Below are 16,694 nucleotides of genomic sequence, written 5' to 3'. Positions count from 1 at the left end.
GCATATCCTTTTAGGAGCTGCCGCAGGCTGCGATAAGGCCGGAACGGCCTTCCGGCCATTGAATCGCAGCCTGCGGCAGCTCCTACAGATCGCGGTGTATTTGCGGTTTTTGTTATTTCTGTTGAGGGTTCTTCATGTTTGATTACTCCGCTCGCCCTGAGCTGCTCAAGGATCGAGTCATTCTGGTGACCGGTGCAGGCCGCGGCATTGGTGCCGCTGCCGCTAAAACGTATGCGGCCCACGGCGCCACCGTGTTGCTGCTGGGCAAGACCGAAGCCAATCTGAGCCAGGTCTATGACGAGATCGAAGCGGCGGGCCATCCGCAGCCAGTGGTGATTCCGTTCAACCTGGAGACCGCCCTGCCCCACCAGTACGACGAACTGGCGGCCATGGTCGAGAACGAGTTCGGGCACCTCGACGGCTTGCTGCACAACGCGTCGATCATCGGTCCGCGTACACCGATGGAGCAGTTGTCCGGCGAGAACTTCATGCGCGTAATGCACATCAACGTCAACGCGATGTTCATGCTCACCAGCACCCTGCTGCCGTTGCTCAAGCTGTCGCAGGATGCGTCCGTGGTGTTTACCTCCAGCAGCGTCGGCCGCAAAGGGCGCGCTTACTGGGGTGCCTACGGGGTGTCGAAGTTCGCCACCGAGGGCCTGATGCAAACCCTGGCCGATGAAGTCGACGGTGTCGCGCCGATTCGCGCCAACAGCATCAACCCCGGCGCCACCCGCACCAGCATGCGCGCCCAGGCGTATCCGGGGGAAAACCCGGAGACCAATCCAACGCCGGAAGCGATCATGCCGGTGTACCTGTACCTGATGGGCCCGGACAGCACTGGCATCAACGGTCAGGCATTCAACGCTCAGTAACCTTCTTCTCTAATGGCCACGGCGTGACAGAATTTTGCCACCGCCCGTGGCGCGTTGAAATCAAGTCAAAATACTGCCGTGAGCAGCCTGCCGTACTACTGACGTATGAGCGTTAAGCCCCTGAATCCACATGAGTTAAAGTTTAAATGAACTGATTGGCATGATTTTCGCTCTAACTCCGTTAGCTAAGACCGCTTTTTTGTGTTTTAGGGAGTAGAGAATGAGTCCCCCCAGCCAGATCCACGCCGTTGAATTCGACAGTGCTAAATTGCAACGACTAGGGTTTGGTCAGCAACAGAACACCCTACTGCCGCCGGCCACCTTGCAGCAGTTACACCTCGAACTCGGCCTGCAATTGCAGACCAGCCTTGAAGCGGAAAAAATCCTCGCGACCTTTTTTTACGGCATCCAACGGCTAATGCCGCTTAACGCCTTGAGCTACGAACAACGCAGTGCCGACTTGCTGTTGAAATTCGGCGAGCGCACCCACCACCGGGCGAGCTACAGCTTGAGTCATGAAGGCGAGCACCTGGGCGAGTTGGTGTTCCAGCGCAACCTGCGTTTCTCCGAGCTGGAGTTGGCGCAACTGGAAACGCTGCTCTCGTGCCTGCTGTTCCCGCTGCGCAATGCCTTGATGTATCGGGCCGCGACCCAAAGCGCATTGCGAGACCCGCTGACCGGCACCGGCAACCGTATTGCCATGGATCAGACGCTGTCCCGGGAAACCGAGCTGGCGCGTCGGCACAAGCACCCACTGTCGTTGCTGATGCTCGATATCGACCACTTCAAACGGGTCAACGACACCCACGGCCATGCCACTGGCGATGAAGTGCTCAAGGCCGTGGCCGAGTCGATCAAAAGTCAGTTGCGCAACGTCGATATGGTGTTTCGATTTGGCGGCGAGGAGTTTCTGATCGTGCTGTCCAACACCTGTCGCGAAGCGGCGGCGATGGTGGGTGAGCGTCTGCGCTATGCCGCGCTGCGCCTGACTCACCCGGCGCCCGAGCACCCAATCGAACTGACGGTCAGCCTCGGCTGCGCGACGCTATTGCCAGCGGAATCGGCGGACAGCCTGTTACGCCGTGCTGACAATGCACTGTACGTGGCCAAGCGCGATGGACGAAATCGTCTGGCGATGGCGGGTTAAGCTCGATTAGCTCAGAGGCTTAACCTGCGTGCAACGATATTTGAACAATCAGCTTTCGACCAACACCATGCGCTCACGCGGCTGCGAGGTCTTCTCCTGCTGCATGCAGCGTTCCAGGAACAGGAACATATAGTCGTAGCTTTTGCTGATGGCCTGGCGCAGCTCGGTCTGCAATTGAACGCTTGGATTGTTACCTGCCAGCGTGCAAATGATTTCCAGGGCTTCCCAAGGATGTGAATCGTCATATTGCGCGTGCATCTTCAGCCACTTCATCGCGCCCTTGCGCTGCTCTTCCGGGAATGACGCGGCATAGACCCCGTTGGAACAGACGATGGCCGACCATTCACCGGTCGCCCCTTCGATGGCGTAGTTAGTCGCGGCGATGGCAATGATCAATGAATCAGACGAGCAGGTGTGCCAGCACCAATGACTCAACGCATGCAGTTCCGGGGCTACCTGCTGGGCCTGCAAGTCTTCCAGGCTGACGCCATGGGCCTTGCTCCAGTTCAGCCAGTAATCGGCATGGTTGAGTTCGACGCGGATGTTGCGCATCAACCAGCGACGCGCCATGTCTTCGCCGGGATGACGGGCAAAACGGGTTTTGATCAGGTTCTGCGCCATGTACACGGCGAACTGCTCGACCACCGGCCAACCGCCGATCAAGTACTGACGCATGGTTTTCGAGCTCAGGCGGGCATCGCGCATCCGCTGATAGAGCTCATGCTCGACCACTCGACGCTTGGCTTCACTGCAATCGACGATCAATTGCTGTGCCCACGCCGGATAACTGGTTGCTTCCATGAGCGGACCGGCTCTGCTGAAAGTATCGATCACTGTTAGGGCTCCTTTTTGAATGTGATTATTCAATCGTTTCAGCGGAATGTTCCAGGCGTCTTGAACAGCATCGGAGTCGGACGAGCCGGTCTGGAATGCAAACACTCACACGTGAACAACTGCGGGCGCTCAATAGTGTAGCCCTGCGCAAAATCAACACCGATTTCAAGCAATGCCTGCTCGATTTGCGGTGTTTCAACAAATTCGGCAATGGTCCGTTTGCCCATGACATGTCCGATATGATTGATCACTTCCACCATGGCGTGGTTGATCGGATCATCGAGCATGTCTTTGACAAAGCTGCCATCGATCTTCAGAAAGTCTACAGGTAAATGTTTAAGGTACGCGAACGACGACATCCCGGCACAAAAGTCATCCAGGGAAAACAGGCAACCCAAGCCTTTTAACTCATTAATAAAACGGATGGCGCTGCCCAGATTGGCGATGGCGCTGGTTTCGGTAATTTCAAAACAAATCAGATCGGGAGGTATTTGATGGGTGTCGAACTGCCCCTTCAAGTACTCAAGAAACGCGTCGTCACCAATGCTGGTGCCTGACAAATTGATAGCACACATCGCCATCGGTCCGGTGTGTCTGGCTTCGCGCAAGCACTGCGCAATGATCTTGAATACGTTGTGCACCACCCAGCGATCCAGGGTGGTCATCAGGCCATAACGCTCGGCGGCCGGAATGAAACTGTCCGGCAGGATCATCCGTCCGGTTTCATCGCGCAGGCGCAGCAAAATCTCGATGTGGCCACCAACATGCCCGTTGGGGTCGGTGCCATGGCCGAGTGTGGCGATTTCCTGGGAATACAGACAGAAGCGGTTTTCCTCCAGCGCCATGTGCAGCCGCTGAACCCAGGCCATTTCGCCATAGCGCAACGACAACTCCGAATCGTCGGCGTGGTAGACCTGGACCCGATTGCGCCCCTTCTCCTTGGCCATGTAGCACGCCATGTCGGCAGCCCGCAGCGAGGCTTCCAGCGTGGTCGGACCATGGTTGATATGCACCAGCCCGATGCTGACCGTGGTAACAAAGGGCCGGCCCTTCCACACAAAGTGCAGGCTTTGCACGGTCTGGCGCAGGCATTCAGCTATTTTTTCCGCCACGTCCGGCGGACAGTTCTCCAGCAAAATGCCGAACTCATCGCCGCCCAGCCGCGCCAGGGTGTCGCCCTCGCGCAGGCCTTGTTGCAGCAAGGTGCAGATGTGCCGCAGCAACTCATCGCCCGCCGCATGGCCGCTGGTGTCGTTGACCAGCTTGAACTGATCAAGGTCGAGAAACAGCAATGAATGGCGGCTGACCTGCCGCGTCAGGTTATTCAGCGCCTGTTCCAGCCGGTATTCGAACTCTCGGCGGTTGGCCAGGCCGGTCAAGGCGTCGTGGGTCGCCTGCCAGGAGAGGTTGGCGATGTATTGCCGTTCCTGGGTCATATCGTGCAGCACCAGCACAGTGCCGCTGGTTTTGCCGTCGGTGCGGATCGGCGAACCCACCAGCGCCACCGAAACAGTACTGCCATCCAGGCGCTGGATCAGTCGTGAATGTTCGCTGCCACCGCTGAGTTTGCCGCTGAGAATGTGCTCGATCAGGGTGAAACTGTCTTTCTGGTCGTTCTCGTCCAGCAGGTTGAACAGCGCGGCGAGCGGTAACCCGTGGGCCTGTTCGCTGCGCCAGTGAGTGAGGTGTTCAGCCGCCGGGTTCATGTAGGCAATCGAGCCGTCGACATCGGTGGTAATCACGCCATCACCAATCGACTCAAGGGTGATCTGCGCCCGCTCCTTTTCCTCTTGCAGCGCACTGGCGAAGGCGTGGCGCTGGGTCAACAGTTTGTGGGTACGCAACAGCGCCAGCAGAATCAACACCACGGCGACCGCCATGTTAGTGATCAGCAGAATACGCAGAATGACCCGGGAACCCTCGCCCAGCGCATCGCTGAAGGCTTTCGCCGCCGGCGTCACGCTTTCGTTGATGGCACTGATTTGCGTCTTCCACACCTGAACATCCGCCGCCGTGGCGGTGTGCCGGACAAAGTTGGCGTGCATTTGCTGGGCGACATCATCCAGTCGCAGCAGATAGCCGTCGCCGACTTTCCACAACTCGATGGCTTTTTCCAGGTAGCTGAAGTGGCGGAAGTTCAGGTACAGCCAAATGATACTGGGCGCGTCGTCCGGGTGATTGCCGCCTTGCAGCAGGCCAGCGCGCGCGCCAGACAAGTCCGGCACAGGTTTATCGAGCGCCACCCGCAAGTCGTGGCCGCCTTGAGGAATCGCAATGGCTTCCTGGTACTTAAGGTAGTTGAGCTCATCTCGGCTGTTGGCATACAGGTTGAGGTAGTAAATGGCGTCTTTCTGCCCTTTAGACCACAAACTCTCCCCGGCAACATATCCCCGCACGGCCGACAACATATACAAGCTCACGCATCCCAGAAGCGCCTGGAACAGCACGACAGCGATAAATGGCCAAACGATCCCCAAAAGACGGGGGTTTTCAAGAATCCGCTTTTGCTTCATGGGTTCCCTTTCATAAGCAATCCTGTATGCACCATGTCGCACCAGTAACAACAGCCTTCCCTGAGACTAGGCTAAAAATCCGACAACACCGCCGAGCTTTTCTCACTTTTGAAACGCGCTACCGCCCGACGCAGCCGCGTACCGGCCACATCAAGCAGGAATATGGGAAAAGTAGAATGTTGCGGGCGCTAGACTTATGCATAAATCGGTCTTGGGCAAGATCCGATTGCAATTATATTTGCTGCAGATGACCGTATAGCTTTGCGTACAGGCCGCCATCGGCGATCAATTGCTGGTGATCGCCATCTTCAGCGATGCGCCCGCCATCGAACACCAACACACGATCTGCCTGCTTCACCGCTGACAGGCGGTGGGCAATGATCAGCGTGGTACGGCCGCTGAGAAAGCGCGCCAGGGCCTGGTGCAGGTTGTATTCGGTCGCGGCATCGAGGGCCGAGGTGGCTTCGTCGAGGATCACCACTTTGGGATCGGCCAGCACCATCCGCGCGATGGCCAGACGCTGCCGCTGGCCGCCAGACAGGCGCACGCCAGAGCGGCCGACAATGCTGTCCAGGCCCTGTGGCAACAGGCGAATGGTGGTGTCGAGCTGGGCAATTTCCAACGCGCGCCAACAGGCTTCGTCGCTGCGCTCACGGCCCATGGTCAGGTTGGCGCGCACTGTGTCGTTGAACAACGCAGGGTGTTGCAGCACCACCGCGACATGCTCTCGCACGGTCTCCAGACCGATGTCTTGCTGGGTGGCTCCGCCAAAGCGAATCGTGCCGGCCTGCGCCGTGTACAGACCCAGCAACAATTGCACGAGGGTGCTCTTGCCGCCGCCGCTGGCACCGACGATGGCGACCTTCTCCCCCGGCGCGATGGACAGGTTCAGTTGGTCCAACACCAGGTCTTCGCCATAACCGAAACTCAGGCCACGCACCTCGATACCGACTGTTTCCCGGCCTTTGAACGGATCAACGCCCCCGGGGTACTGCGGCTCGTCGGCGCGGGCCAGCATTTCATTGATCCGGGTCAGCGCACCGCCGGCGGCATAGAACGCATATTGCAGATTGAGCAGCTGTTCCACCGGGCCGATCATGAACCACAGGTAGCTGAACACCGCCAACATCTGGCCGATGGACAGGTCGGAGAACAGCACCGTGAGCATCGCTGCCGCGCGGAAGATATCGATACCGAACTGAAACAACAGGCCACTGGCGCGGCTGGAGGCGTCGCTTTTCCATTGCGAAGCCACCGCGTAATCGCGGACTTCCTGCGCTTTCAGACCCAAACGACCGAGGAAGAAGCCCTGGCGGTTGCCGGCACGCACTTCCTGAATTGCTTCGAGGGTTTCGGTGAGCGCCTGGGTGAAGCGCGCGGTGCTGTCGTTTTCCAGCTTCTTCAGGTGTTTGACCCGCTTGCCCAACTGCACCGTGGCGTAGATCACCAGCGGATTGAACAGCAGAATCAACAACGCCAGCTGCCAGTGCATCCACATCAGAATGCCTGCGGTGCCGACCAGCGTCAGCATCGCCACCAGAAAGCGGCTCAGGGTTTCGCCGACGAACTTGTCCAGCGTGTCGAGATCGGTCACCAGATGGGTGGTGACGGTGCCGCCGCCAAGGCTTTCGTACTCACCGAGTGAGATACGCTTCAGGCGTTCGATCAAACGGATACGAATGCGGTAGACGATGTCCTTGGCCAGTCCGGCGAACAGCCGGGCCTGCACCACGTTGAACACCAGCGAAGCGAGTCGCAGGCTGAAGGTCACCACTAACATCAGGCCGATGTAGCCCACCGCCTTTTGCAGGCCGTCGGGCAACGCATGGTTCATGACCTTGAGCGCTGAATTGCCGTGACCGAGCAACACTTCGTCGACCAACAGCGGCAACAGCAACGGGATCGGCACGCTGCACAGTGTGGCCAACACCGCTACGCCGTTGGCGATCCACAGGGCTTTCTTGTGATGCATCGCCAGCCGGCGAATTTCCGCCCAGCTCAGTCGGTCGGTACGCGGCACCGATCCTGGTGGACCCGGTTGCTCATGCACAGGCAGCGCGCTCCAGCCAGCGGCCGAGCAGCGGAGCGAGTTCATCGAGGGGTTGGTAACCGTTGGTCAATAACGCCAGTTGACCGTTGCGCTCAGCGAGCAAGGTCGGGAAACCGGCGATCCCCAGATCCTGTACCCAGGTGAAATCCGCTGCGGTGGCCGTCGCTTGTTCGGCACTGTCGAAGGCTTCGGCAAACTCGATTCGCGGCAAGCCCGCCCGTTCGGCCAACGCCACCAGCACGCACGCCTGGGTGGTGTCACGACCTTCGGCGTAGAACGCCTGCTGGATCAAGTGCACCAGTTGCCACGCACTGTCCGGGTCCAGACTGCGCGCGGTGACAATGGCGCGGCACGCCGGCTCGGTGTCGTAAACGAAACCTTCGGGCAACGCGTCTTCAAAGCGAAACGGCTGACCAGTGGATTCGGCCACCGAATGCCAATGTTCAAGAATGTAGCGCCGTGTGCTCGGCTCCAGCGCCGATCCACCGCCCGTGCGCAAACCGCCCACCACCAGGTGCAGTTCCACGCCTGCCGCACGCGCTTGCTCCACCAGCGCTTCGGCCACAGGCGCGAAGCCATAACACCAGGAGCACATCGGGTCCATGACGTAGAGCAGACGGGTTTTCATGGCTCAGGCCTCTGTTTCCAGTCGGTAGTTGCGGCCAATCGGGTGTGGCTGATTACGCGCCTTGGCCAGTTCGATCTGCTTCTGCCGGTCGATGGCGCTGCGGCGAGTCTTCTCGCTCAACTTATCCCAGCAGTGCGGGCAACTGATCCCGGCGACGTAGTGTTCGCTGACGCGGTCTTCGACACTGATCGGCGTCCGGCACGCATGACACTGATCGTAGTCGCCTTCGCTCAAATCGTGACGCACGGTCACGCGGTTGTCGAACACGAAGCAGTCACCCTGCCACTTGCTTTCTTCCTGCGGGACCTGCTCAAGGTATTTGAGAATGCCGCCTTTAAGATGATAGACCTCGTCGAAGCCTTGGCTGAGCATGAAGCTCGAGGCTTTTTCACAACGAATACCGCCGGTGCAGAACATCGCAACCTTCTTGTGCACGGCCGGGTCGAAGTGTTCTTTGATGTAGTCGGGGAATTCGCGAAAACTGGTGGTTTTCGGGTCGATGGCGCCTTCGAAGGTGCCGATCGAGACTTCGTAATCGTTGCGGGTGTCGATCAACAGCACTTCCGGATCGCTGATCAGCGCGTTCCAGTTCTCCGGATCGACATAGGTGCCCACCTGTTTGTTCGGGTCCACGCCGTCGACGCCGAGGGTGACGATCTCTTTCTTCAGCTTGACCTTGGTCCGATAGAACGGCTGATCGTCGCAGTACGATTCCTTATGGTCGATATCGTCCATGCGCGGATCGTTTTTCAGCCAGGCCATCAAGCCGTCGATGCCTTCACGACTACCGGAGACGGTGCCGTTGATGCCTTCTTCAGCGATGAGCAGGGTGCCTTTGATGCCGTTGTCGATCATCGCCTGCTGCAAGGGCTCGCGCAGGGCAACGTAATCGGTGAGGGTGACGAACTTGTACAAAGCGGCCACGACAATCTGTTGAGTCATCTACGTCTCCAGGTGGGTGCTCTCGCAAAGAGCCGACCCGCTATCAATGCAATAAAAAACGCGCCGGCGAGCGGCGCGTTGGGTGATTCTAACAAAACCGTAGGGGTGTGACTTAATTCAGGTCAGACACAGGTGCCTGCAGAGCACACAACCCCCTGTAGGAGCTGCCGAAGGCTGCGAACCAATGGCCGGAAGGCCGATCCGGCCCTATCGCAGCCTTCGGCAGCTCCTACAGGTTTTATATCAGTGCTTGCTACCACCCGCACAGGTCGGCGAAGCCGGCGCGGCGCCGGTTTTTGCCCATTCTTCCGGGGTGTAGGTGTGCAGCGCCAGGGCGTGGAACTCGCCCATCAAGTCACCCAGCGTGGCGTAAACCTTCTGGTGGCGTTTGACCGAGCTCAAGCCGGCGAACTGGTCACTGACCAGCACTGCCTTGAAATGGGTCTGCAAGCCACGGCTGTGCATGTGGCTCTCGTCGAGCACTTGCAGATGCTGGGGCTGCAAGGCGGACAATGCCGCCTCGATACGCTGTTGCATGTTCATGACCTGAGCTTAAGGCTTCTTGGCTGGCGCTGGGGCTGCAGCAGGTGCCGCGGCTTTGCCCGGGTTCAGTTGCGCAGTCATATCAGCCAGCAATTTGTTGACCACCGGTACAGCGCTTTCCAGTTTGCCCTGGGCCAGTTGGTTCGACTGCATCAGGATTTCAGGCATTTTCGCCTGGACTTTCTTGCCCAGCGGCGACTGGTAGAACGCGATCAGGTCTTTCAGCTCGCCTTCGGTGAAGTTCGAGGTGTAGAGCTTGACCATGTCCGGACGGATTTTTTCCCAGCCGATAGCCTGGTCCAGAGCGGCGGAAGCCTTGGCTTGATAGGTCTCAAGCACGGCTTTCTGCGAGTCTGGTGCTTTGCTTTCTTCAAAGCGCTGCTGGAACATCTGCTGAACCTGCATGTAGACGCCGGTGCCCATTTTGTCGGCGTGGGTCAGCTTGAGGATGGTCTCAGCATTGGCGTTGTGGCTGGCAGTGTCGGCAAATACCTGGCCGCTGGCACATCCCAGAGCAACTGCGATACAGAGGGCACGAAGACGGGTCATCGAGTTTCCTTATCATCTAACTGGCGAGGCTGAACCCCAAGGCCGAACATTCTGCGCCCATGTTCACGTGCGGCTCAAGCCCTGACGGGCCAAGCGGTCAAAAAGTCTACCTATGGAACCTCTGTAACCTATCTGGGCCTAAACTGCGCATTCAAACCTTAGAGGAGTGCTCCGATGAGCCGTATCGAAACCGACAGCATTGGTCAGATCGATGTACCCGATGACGCTTACTGGGGAGCCCAGACGCAACGCTCGCTGATCAATTTCGAGATTGGCGACCAGCGCATGCCGCTGGCGGTACTGCACGCCCTCGCCCTGATCAAGAAAGCCGCGGCCCGGGTCAACAACCGCAATGGCGATCTGCCAACCGACATCGCCAACCTGATCGAACAATCGGCCGACGAAGTGCTGAGCGGCACGCTCGACGAACAATTCCCATTGGTGGTCTGGCAGACCGGCAGCGGCACCCAGAGCAACATGAACGTCAATGAAGTGATCGCCGGGCGCGCCAACGAGTTGGCCGGCAAAGGCCGTGGCGGTAAGCTGCCGGTGCACCCCAATGACCATGTGAACCGCTCGCAAAGCTCCAACGACTGCTTCCCCACCGCGATGCACATTGCGGCGGCGCAGGCGGTCACTCAGCACCTGCTGCCGGCGATTGCCGAACTGGCCGACGGGCTGGCCGATCAGTCGGCACGCCACATGAAGCTGGTCAAGACCGGCCGCACCCACATGATGGACGCCACGCCGATTACTTTCGGCCAGGAACTCTCAGGCTTCGTCGCGCAACTTGAATACTCTGCCCAAGCCATACGCCACACATTGCCTGCGGTCTATGAGCTGGCACAGGGTGGCACCGCAGTGGGCACCGGCCTCAACTCGCCTAAAGGTTTCGCCGAAGCGGTAGCGTCCGAATTGGCCAGCCTTTCCGGCCTGCCGTTTATCACCGCGCCGAACAAGTTCGCCGCGCTGGCCGGTCACGAACCGTTGACCGCCTTGTCCGGGGCCTTGAAAACCCTGGCCGTGACCCTGATGAAAATCGCCAACGACCTGCGTCTGTTGGGCTCCGGGCCGCGTGGCGGATTGGCTGAAGTCAAATTGCCCGCCAACGAACCTGGCAGCTCGATCATGCCCGGCAAGGTCAACCCGACCCAATGCGAGGCCTTGTCGATGCTCGCCTGCCAGGTGCTGGGCAATGACGTGACCATCGGTTTCGCTGCCAGCCAGGGTCACCTGCAGTTGAACGTGTTCAAGCCGGTGATCATCCACAACCTGCTGCAATCGATCCGCCTGCTCGGCGATGGTTGCAGCAACTTCCAGGAACATTGCGTGGCCGGAATGGAGCCGGACGCCGAGAAAATGGCTGAACACCTGGAGCGCGGCTTGATGCTGGTGACGGCGCTTAACCCGCATATCGGCTACGACAAATCGGCGAAAATCGCCAAGAAGGCTTACACCGAAGGCCTGACCCTGCGCGCAGCGGCGCTGGCGCTGGGGTATTTGACCGATGCCGAGTTCGACGCCTGGGTGCGGCCGGAGAACATGCTGGAGGCGGGTAGTAACGGCTGATTGAGATTCTGTAGGAGCGGGCTTGCCTGCGATTGGCTTAACGCGGCGTGTCAGGCAGGACGCCATCGCGGGCAAGCCCGACTCCTACACATTTGGCCTCAAACCCCAGCCATCAACCGCGCTCGCCGTGCGCGCAGCCCGGCAATCAACGATGGACCAAGGGCAACCAGCGCTGACCCCACCACCACCAACACCGCCCCGCCGTAACCCAGGCTATTGATGTCTTCGGCATGCACAAAGTCAGGCCACAGCCATGCCGCAGTCGCCACGCAGCCAAAGGTCACCAATGGCGTGATCGCCAGGGTCGCACTGACCCGCGAGGCCTCCCAATGCGCCAGCGCTTCGGCAAACGCGCCGTAAGCCACCAGCGTGTTCAAGCAACACGCCAGCAATAACCACCCTTGCAACGGGCTGAGTTCCAGCGCTTGCAGCGGATGCGCCCACGGCGTGACCAACAGCGCGCAGAACAGGTAGATCACCATCATCACCTGCGGCGATTTCCACACCGTCAACAGTTGCTTCTGGCTCAAGCCATAAAAAGTCCACACCGCCGACGCCAGCAGCACCATCAACACGCCGGCCGTGTAATCGCTCAACGACGTCAGTAATTCCGCCAGCCGCTGGTTAAAGAACAGCCCAAAACCGAGCAATAACACCATCAGCCCGACGCCCTGGCCGATGCTGAAGCGTTCCTTGAACAGGAAGATGCTGCTGATCAGCAACAGAATCGGCCCCATTTGGATCACCAACTGCGCCGTGCCGGGGCTGAGAATCCTCAGGCCGGCCAAGTACAATAGGTAATTGCCCAGCAGGCCGAATACAGACAATCCGACCAATACCTTGCCCTTGCCGCCCAACACTTTAAAGCTTGGCAGACCGCCGCTCAGGGCCTGCCAGACAAACAGTATCGAGCCGGAAACCACCAACCGATACCAGGTCACTGTCACCGGATCCATGATCAACATGACTTGCTTGAGTTTGACCGGCAGGACGCCCCAGAGCACCGCTGTCACCAGCGCAAGTGACAGGCCATACAACCAGCGGCCGGAAGAAACATGCATGAAAAAATTCTCGGTGGGACACGACAAAGGAAGGTGCGCATTCTAGGCTCGGATACGTTCCGTAACACAGGGACAGTTGACGCGAGAGTTGAGTCTCAATTGTGCGTTTACTAAGAATGACGGCGTAAGCTACATTGTCATCATTCAACCGAGGCCACCCCGCAGTCTTTCCAGCCGTAGACGGCACCGTCCAGGAAATGATCATGTTAGCCATGCGCGAGCAAGACCCGTCACCCACGGTTCACTTCCGCAGTAACCGTGTTTCGTTGGTCAATGGACAGTTTTTCTTCAGCACCCGGGAAAACACCCTCGAAGGTCCGTTTTCTACCCGCACCGATGCCGAACGGGAAACCGAGGCGTACATCTCTCGGATGCAACGGGCCAAGCTGGCTCAGCCATCTTCGCTGAACGGCTGACACTCACAGCGGATCGGATCGCTGGTGGTTACGCTGATAGGTGTCGTCACCCATCGCGGCAATCTGCCCGTCGATCAGCGCGTCGAACGGCCTTAACAAGGCCTCGAAGCTGCGGGGCGCTTCCAGTGTCTGCAAGGCCTGGACAATCGCCTCGACCGTAGACAAGGCGCCCGGCCCCGGCGCTTTGCGCAGTCGATAGCGCGAAGGCGTCGCGTCCACCAGGCTGACCCGTGGCAACGCCGCCAACAGCGGATTCAAGTGCAATAACTTGCGGGCTTTCTTCCAGGTGCCGTCCGGCACGACCAACAGTATTGAATCACTCGCCTCCTCGGCCGAGTAGGCGCTCAACGGTTGTGCATCGTCCGCGGGAAACAACAGGCGCGCCTGATAACCCGGCGGGCTGAGCAACGTGCTCAGGTCAGCAAACACCTCGCCCACCCGCAGTTCGGCATTGCTCAGCCCCAACGCGGCAAACCGCGCCGTATTCAACGCGTGGTTGACCTCACTGGGGTGCTGCAAAATCAATACGCGGGTGCGGCTGTCCAGGTGCGGGATCAGTGCGCACAGGCAATGGCTTTCGGGGCGCAGGCAACGAGGGCAATGGACGCGGGACATGCGGTAAATTCCTCAGCTCTGCTGATTGAGCTGGGCCTTGAGCAGATCGCGAAAGGTCTGGATCAAGGGTTCACGACTGCGGCCACGGCGCACGATCATCGAGAACGGAGCCTGATAACCGAAGGTCGCCGGTAACAACACGCGCAAATGGCCCGAGTCAGCCCAGGCTTGCGCGTAGTGTTCCGGCAGGTAGCCGATGTAGGCGCCCGAGAGCACCAAAATCAGTTGCGCTTCCATACTCTCCACCGTCGCCGCGCTGTGCTTGAAACCGTGCCGCGCCAATTCGGCCTGGCTCCAGTAACCACGTCCGACCATGCGCTGTTGGGTGATGACCTGCTCGGGAATGCGTCGCTCACCAAACAGCGGATGACGACTACTGCAATATAGCCAGTGCTGCTCGCGATACAACGGCTGATACAGCAAGCCGCTCATGCGCGTGGAAAACGCACCGATGGCCAGGTCGAGGCGGTTGTCCTGTACCCCGAGTTGCAACTCGTAAGGGCTCATTACCGACAAATGCAAATGCACCGCCGGGTGTTCCTGGCTGTAAGCACCGATGGCTTCGGCGAACGGCAAGGCGCGATCACTGACCGTGGAGTCGATCACCCCCAGATTCAGCGTACCGCGCAGTTCGCCCTTGAGCGCCGCCGCGTACTGCTCGAACCCTTCCAGTTCGCCCAGCAGACGCAATGTTTCCTGATGAAACAACTCGCCCTTGCTGGTCAGGCTGAACCCACCCCGCCCGCGATGACACAACACCAGGCCCAGCGCCGCTTCGAGCTGGCTCATGTAGGTGCTGATGGCCGAGGTCGACAGGTTGAGTTCCTGCTGCGCGCTGGCGAACCCCTGATGGCGCACCACGCTGGCGAAGATCCGCAAGAGTTTCAGGTCAGGTAGAGCGTTGGCCATGGGGGTCCTGTCGACGTGGGTGGGGAAACGGCGTCAGTCTAACCAAGGTGTGTGAGGGCGCACGGATTATTTGCTTCAAGTGAGCATGGCGTCGCCAACGCAGCCCTGCTGGCGATGCAGCCGATGCCTCATCACTGGGTATAAGCGCCCGAGTAGCCGAAGTCACTACTTGGACCCTTAACATTAAACATTTTTATAAACACACCCTTCATAAAACCCTTCGAATCAAGTTTATTGACGACACCTATCGATGCTGCTTACGTGATTTTGCCGTAACAATTACGTTGCGAATTAATTAACCATACAGGGACGAACACCATGAAACTTGAACACACTCAGCAAGTAGCGAACTACCGTGTGATGACTCAACAGTTTGTATTGCCTTGCGCGGCAGAACCGTTGCCACAGCAGGTGATTTACCTGCCGCCGCCCAACATTCTGCCTTCTCCATTTCCGACCTATGAAACACTTGTCGTTTCTGGCGTGGAAGCCGAAATTGCAATGGCCTCTCCGATGACCGCCGGAGACTGGGTGAACTTATCCGTCAGTTACGAAGGTCATGGCGCCATCTTTGTATCCCATCAGGTCAGTTTCGATGATCAACTAAACCCGACGATAAAATTCCCCCACATTGGCGGACAAGGCTTTGTTGGCCTTCAGGGAAAACGCGTGCATTTTGCCTTCGCCGTTGAACGTAATTTCGAGCTAGTGGCCGTTTCCGATTCATTCGACGTTACGCTTCTGTAACCGATTCAACCTCCCCATGCCAGCCATGGGGAGGCTCTTTTCCCCCACCTGCCAAGCCCTCCAGCCCATTACTTCAGAAATTCCTGAACTAAGTATTTGCTCTCACCGATTCTTCCCCGCCTCGTCTGTTTGCAAAAATCCGCTCAAATCACAACAACCGATGAGGCAATCCCGTGGACAAGATTTTTCACCAACCACTGGGCGGCAACGAAATGCCGCGCTTCGCCGGCATCGCCACCATGATGCGACTACCCCACCTGCAATCGGCCGCCGGCCTGGATGCTGCCTTTATCGGCGTCCCGCTGGACATCGGTACTTCGCTGCGCCCTGGCACACGTTTCGGGCCACGTGAGATTCGTGCTGAATCGGTGATGATTCGCCCGTACAACATGGCGACCGGTGCTGCTCCCTTCGATTCTCTTTCCGTGGCCGACATCGGCGACGTGGCAATCAACACCTTTAACCTGTTGGACGCTGTGCGCATCATCGAAGAGTCCTACAACGAGATTCTTGAACACGATGTCATCCCCCTGACGTTGGGCGGCGACCACACCATCACCCTGCCAATCCTGCGTGCGATCCATAAAAAGCACGGCAAGGTCGGTCTGGTGCACATCGACGCCCACGCTGACGTCAACGATCACATGTTCGGCGAGAAAATCGCCCACGGCACCACCTTCCGCCGCGCGGTAGAAGAAGGCCTGCTGGATTGCGACCGTGTGGTACAGATCGGTCTGCGCGCACAGGGTTACACCGCCGAAGACTTCAACTGGAGCCGCAAACAAGGCTTCCGTGTGGTTCAGGCCGAAGAGTGCTGGCACAAATCCTTGAGTCAACTGATGGCTGAAGTGCGTGAGAAAGTCGGCGGCGGACCGGTTTATCTAAGCTTCGACATCGACGGTATCGACCCAGCCTGGGCACCGGGCACCGGCACTCCTGAAATCGGCGGTCTGACCACCATTCAAGCGATCGAGATCATCCGCGGCTGCCAAGGCCTCGACCTCGTCGGTTGTGATCTGGTAGAAGTCTCGCCGCCGTATGACACCACCGGTAATACCTCACTGCTGGGCGCCAACCTGCTGTACGAGATGCTCTGCGTACTGCCGGGCGTGACACACCGCTAAAAGCGTTTGGCGTCGGTGGGTTTCCCCTGTGGCTGGGCCTGTCCCAGAAACCACAGCGGTATACGCACCAGACGATCCACGTAGCAAAGGTCAAAATAGAGCTGACGCTGTAGATTCAAGACAAACTGCCTGATCCATCCCGGCACGCGGCGGGCTGCCTGCAACACCCGCC

The 16,694-nt window shown here is 58.7% G+C and carries 16 protein-coding genes; 6 read left to right on the top strand and 10 right to left on the bottom strand.

Annotation, left to right across the window (positions count from 1 at the left end; all coding sequences use genetic code 11):
* The first annotated feature begins 134 nt into the window (after positions 1–134).
* Both ACF0H7_RS06135 and ACF0H7_RS06130 read left to right on the top strand, forming a co-directional pair.
* Positions 135–875 (top strand): YciK family oxidoreductase, encoded by a 741-nt coding sequence (locus ACF0H7_RS06135; RefSeq protein WP_397451897.1) that lies wholly within the window; start codon positions 135–137, stop codon positions 873–875.
* 220 nt (positions 876–1,095) lie between these two features.
* Positions 1,096–2,022: a GGDEF domain-containing protein gene (locus ACF0H7_RS06130; RefSeq protein WP_397451896.1), complete on the top strand. Its 927-nt coding sequence runs from the start codon at positions 1,096–1,098 to the stop codon at positions 2,020–2,022.
* Between the two features lie 48 nt (positions 2,023–2,070).
* Here the strand turns inward: ACF0H7_RS06130 and ACF0H7_RS06125 are convergent, their stop codons facing one another.
* The 7 genes from ACF0H7_RS06125 to ACF0H7_RS06095 all read right to left on the bottom strand — a co-directional run bounded on the left by ACF0H7_RS06125 (position 2,071) and on the right by ACF0H7_RS06095 (position 10,081).
* Positions 2,071–2,823: a TenA family transcriptional regulator gene (locus tag ACF0H7_RS06125; protein WP_397453843.1), complete on the bottom strand. Its 753-nt coding sequence runs from the start codon at positions 2,821–2,823 to the stop codon at positions 2,071–2,073.
* A gap of 71 nt (positions 2,824–2,894) precedes the next feature.
* Complete coding sequence (locus tag ACF0H7_RS06120) at positions 2,895–5,369, bottom strand: EAL domain-containing protein (protein WP_397451895.1); 2,475 nt, start codon at positions 5,367–5,369, stop codon at positions 2,895–2,897.
* Positions 5,370–5,601: 232 nt separating this feature from the next.
* Positions 5,602–7,341: an ABC transporter ATP-binding protein gene (locus tag ACF0H7_RS06115; protein ID WP_397453842.1), complete on the bottom strand. Its 1,740-nt coding sequence runs from the start codon at positions 7,339–7,341 to the stop codon at positions 5,602–5,604.
* A 70-nt stretch (positions 7,342–7,411) separates the two neighbouring features.
* A complete protein-coding gene (locus tag ACF0H7_RS06110) occupies positions 7,412–8,014 on the bottom strand; it encodes a DsbA family protein (protein ID WP_397453841.1) in 603 nt (200 codons plus the stop codon).
* A gap of 36 nt (positions 8,015–8,050) precedes the next feature.
* Positions 8,051–8,989 carry a rhodanese-related sulfurtransferase gene (locus tag ACF0H7_RS06105; protein WP_397451894.1) on the bottom strand — a complete coding sequence of 313 codons (939 nt, stop codon included), beginning with the start codon at positions 8,987–8,989 and terminating at the stop codon, positions 8,051–8,053.
* Positions 8,990–9,232: 243 nt separating this feature from the next.
* Positions 9,233–9,532 (bottom strand): BolA family protein, encoded by a 300-nt coding sequence (locus ACF0H7_RS06100; protein WP_397451893.1) that lies wholly within the window; start codon positions 9,530–9,532, stop codon positions 9,233–9,235.
* Positions 9,533–9,541: 9 nt separating this feature from the next.
* On the bottom strand, positions 9,542–10,081 hold the full coding sequence (locus tag ACF0H7_RS06095; RefSeq protein ID WP_397451892.1) for a DUF2059 domain-containing protein: 540 nt from the start codon (positions 10,079–10,081) through the stop codon (positions 9,542–9,544).
* Positions 10,082–10,255: 174 nt separating this feature from the next.
* On the opposite strand from ACF0H7_RS06095, the gene ACF0H7_RS06090 reads away from it, so the two are divergent.
* Positions 10,256–11,650 carry a class II fumarate hydratase gene (locus tag ACF0H7_RS06090; protein ID WP_397451891.1) on the top strand — a complete coding sequence of 465 codons (1,395 nt, stop codon included), beginning with the start codon at positions 10,256–10,258 and terminating at the stop codon, positions 11,648–11,650.
* Positions 11,651–11,748: 98 nt separating this feature from the next.
* Here ACF0H7_RS06090 and ACF0H7_RS06085 read toward each other — a convergent pair whose 3' ends face one another.
* Entirely contained in the window at positions 11,749–12,711 is a 963-nt protein-coding gene (locus tag ACF0H7_RS06085; protein ID WP_397451890.1) for a DMT family transporter, read from the bottom strand.
* 203 nt (positions 12,712–12,914) lie between these two features.
* Between ACF0H7_RS06085 and ACF0H7_RS06080 the strand changes: the two genes are divergently transcribed.
* Entirely contained in the window at positions 12,915–13,127 is a 213-nt protein-coding gene (locus ACF0H7_RS06080; RefSeq protein WP_397451889.1) for a DUF6316 family protein, read from the top strand.
* A 3-nt stretch (positions 13,128–13,130) separates the two neighbouring features.
* Here the strand turns inward: ACF0H7_RS06080 and ACF0H7_RS06075 are convergent, their stop codons facing one another.
* Both ACF0H7_RS06075 and ACF0H7_RS06070 read right to left on the bottom strand, forming a co-directional pair.
* Positions 13,131–13,742: a tRNA-uridine aminocarboxypropyltransferase gene (locus ACF0H7_RS06075; protein WP_397451888.1), complete on the bottom strand. Its 612-nt coding sequence runs from the start codon at positions 13,740–13,742 to the stop codon at positions 13,131–13,133.
* Between the two features lie 12 nt (positions 13,743–13,754).
* Positions 13,755–14,651 (bottom strand): LysR family transcriptional regulator, encoded by an 897-nt coding sequence (locus tag ACF0H7_RS06070; protein ID WP_397451887.1) that lies wholly within the window; start codon positions 14,649–14,651, stop codon positions 13,755–13,757.
* A 318-nt stretch (positions 14,652–14,969) separates the two neighbouring features.
* On the opposite strand from ACF0H7_RS06070, the gene ACF0H7_RS06065 reads away from it, so the two are divergent.
* On the top strand, positions 14,970–15,398 hold the full coding sequence (locus tag ACF0H7_RS06065) for a hypothetical protein (protein ID WP_397451886.1): 429 nt from the start codon (positions 14,970–14,972) through the stop codon (positions 15,396–15,398).
* Positions 15,399–15,571: 173 nt separating this feature from the next.
* The gene (gene speB / locus ACF0H7_RS06060) at positions 15,572–16,522 is read left to right on the top strand and encodes an agmatinase (RefSeq protein ID WP_397451885.1); all 951 of its coding nucleotides are present in this window, start codon (positions 15,572–15,574) and stop codon (positions 16,520–16,522) included.
* Positions 16,523–16,694 lie beyond the last annotated feature (172 nt).

Origin of the sequence: Pseudomonas sp. NA-150 (assembly GCF_044336365.1) — a bacterium.
Lineage (GTDB): Bacteria > Pseudomonadota > Gammaproteobacteria > Pseudomonadales > Pseudomonadaceae > Aquipseudomonas.
Note: the sequence above shows the minus strand (reverse complement) of the source record. Positions and strands in the feature narration are given on the sequence as shown.

What these genes read in the sequence shown, in the direction of transcription:
- ACF0H7_RS06135 (WP_397451897.1), top strand. Translation starts at nt 135, where the DNA reads ATGTTTGATTACTCCGCTCGCCCTGAGCTGCTCAAGGATCGAGTCATT.
- ACF0H7_RS06130 (WP_397451896.1), top strand. Translation starts at nt 1,096, where the DNA reads ATGAGTCCCCCCAGCCAGATCCACGCCGTTGAATTCGACAGTGCTAAA.
- ACF0H7_RS06125 (WP_397453843.1), bottom strand. Translation starts at nt 2,823, where the DNA reads ATGGAAGCAACCAGTTATCCGGCGTGGGCACAGCAATTGATCGTCGAT.
- ACF0H7_RS06120 (WP_397451895.1), bottom strand. Translation starts at nt 5,369, where the DNA reads ATGAAGCAAAAGCGGATTCTTGAAAACCCCCGTCTTTTGGGGATCGTT.
- ACF0H7_RS06115 (WP_397453842.1), bottom strand. Translation starts at nt 7,341, where the DNA reads ATGCATCACAAGAAAGCCCTGTGGATCGCCAACGGCGTAGCGGTGTTG.
- ACF0H7_RS06110 (WP_397453841.1), bottom strand. Translation starts at nt 8,014, where the DNA reads ATGTGCTCCTGGTGTTATGGCTTCGCGCCTGTGGCCGAAGCGCTGGTG.
- ACF0H7_RS06105 (WP_397451894.1), bottom strand. Translation starts at nt 8,989, where the DNA reads ATGACTCAACAGATTGTCGTGGCCGCTTTGTACAAGTTCGTCACCCTC.
- ACF0H7_RS06100 (WP_397451893.1), bottom strand. Translation starts at nt 9,532, where the DNA reads ATGAACATGCAACAGCGTATCGAGGCGGCATTGTCCGCCTTGCAGCCC.
- ACF0H7_RS06095 (WP_397451892.1), bottom strand. Translation starts at nt 10,081, where the DNA reads ATGACCCGTCTTCGTGCCCTCTGTATCGCAGTTGCTCTGGGATGTGCC.
- ACF0H7_RS06090 (WP_397451891.1), top strand. Translation starts at nt 10,256, where the DNA reads ATGAGCCGTATCGAAACCGACAGCATTGGTCAGATCGATGTACCCGAT.
- ACF0H7_RS06085 (WP_397451890.1), bottom strand. Translation starts at nt 12,711, where the DNA reads ATGCATGTTTCTTCCGGCCGCTGGTTGTATGGCCTGTCACTTGCGCTG.
- ACF0H7_RS06080 (WP_397451889.1), top strand. Translation starts at nt 12,915, where the DNA reads ATGTTAGCCATGCGCGAGCAAGACCCGTCACCCACGGTTCACTTCCGC.
- ACF0H7_RS06075 (WP_397451888.1), bottom strand. Translation starts at nt 13,742, where the DNA reads ATGTCCCGCGTCCATTGCCCTCGTTGCCTGCGCCCCGAAAGCCATTGC.
- ACF0H7_RS06070 (WP_397451887.1), bottom strand. Translation starts at nt 14,651, where the DNA reads ATGGCCAACGCTCTACCTGACCTGAAACTCTTGCGGATCTTCGCCAGC.
- ACF0H7_RS06065 (WP_397451886.1), top strand. Translation starts at nt 14,970, where the DNA reads ATGAAACTTGAACACACTCAGCAAGTAGCGAACTACCGTGTGATGACT.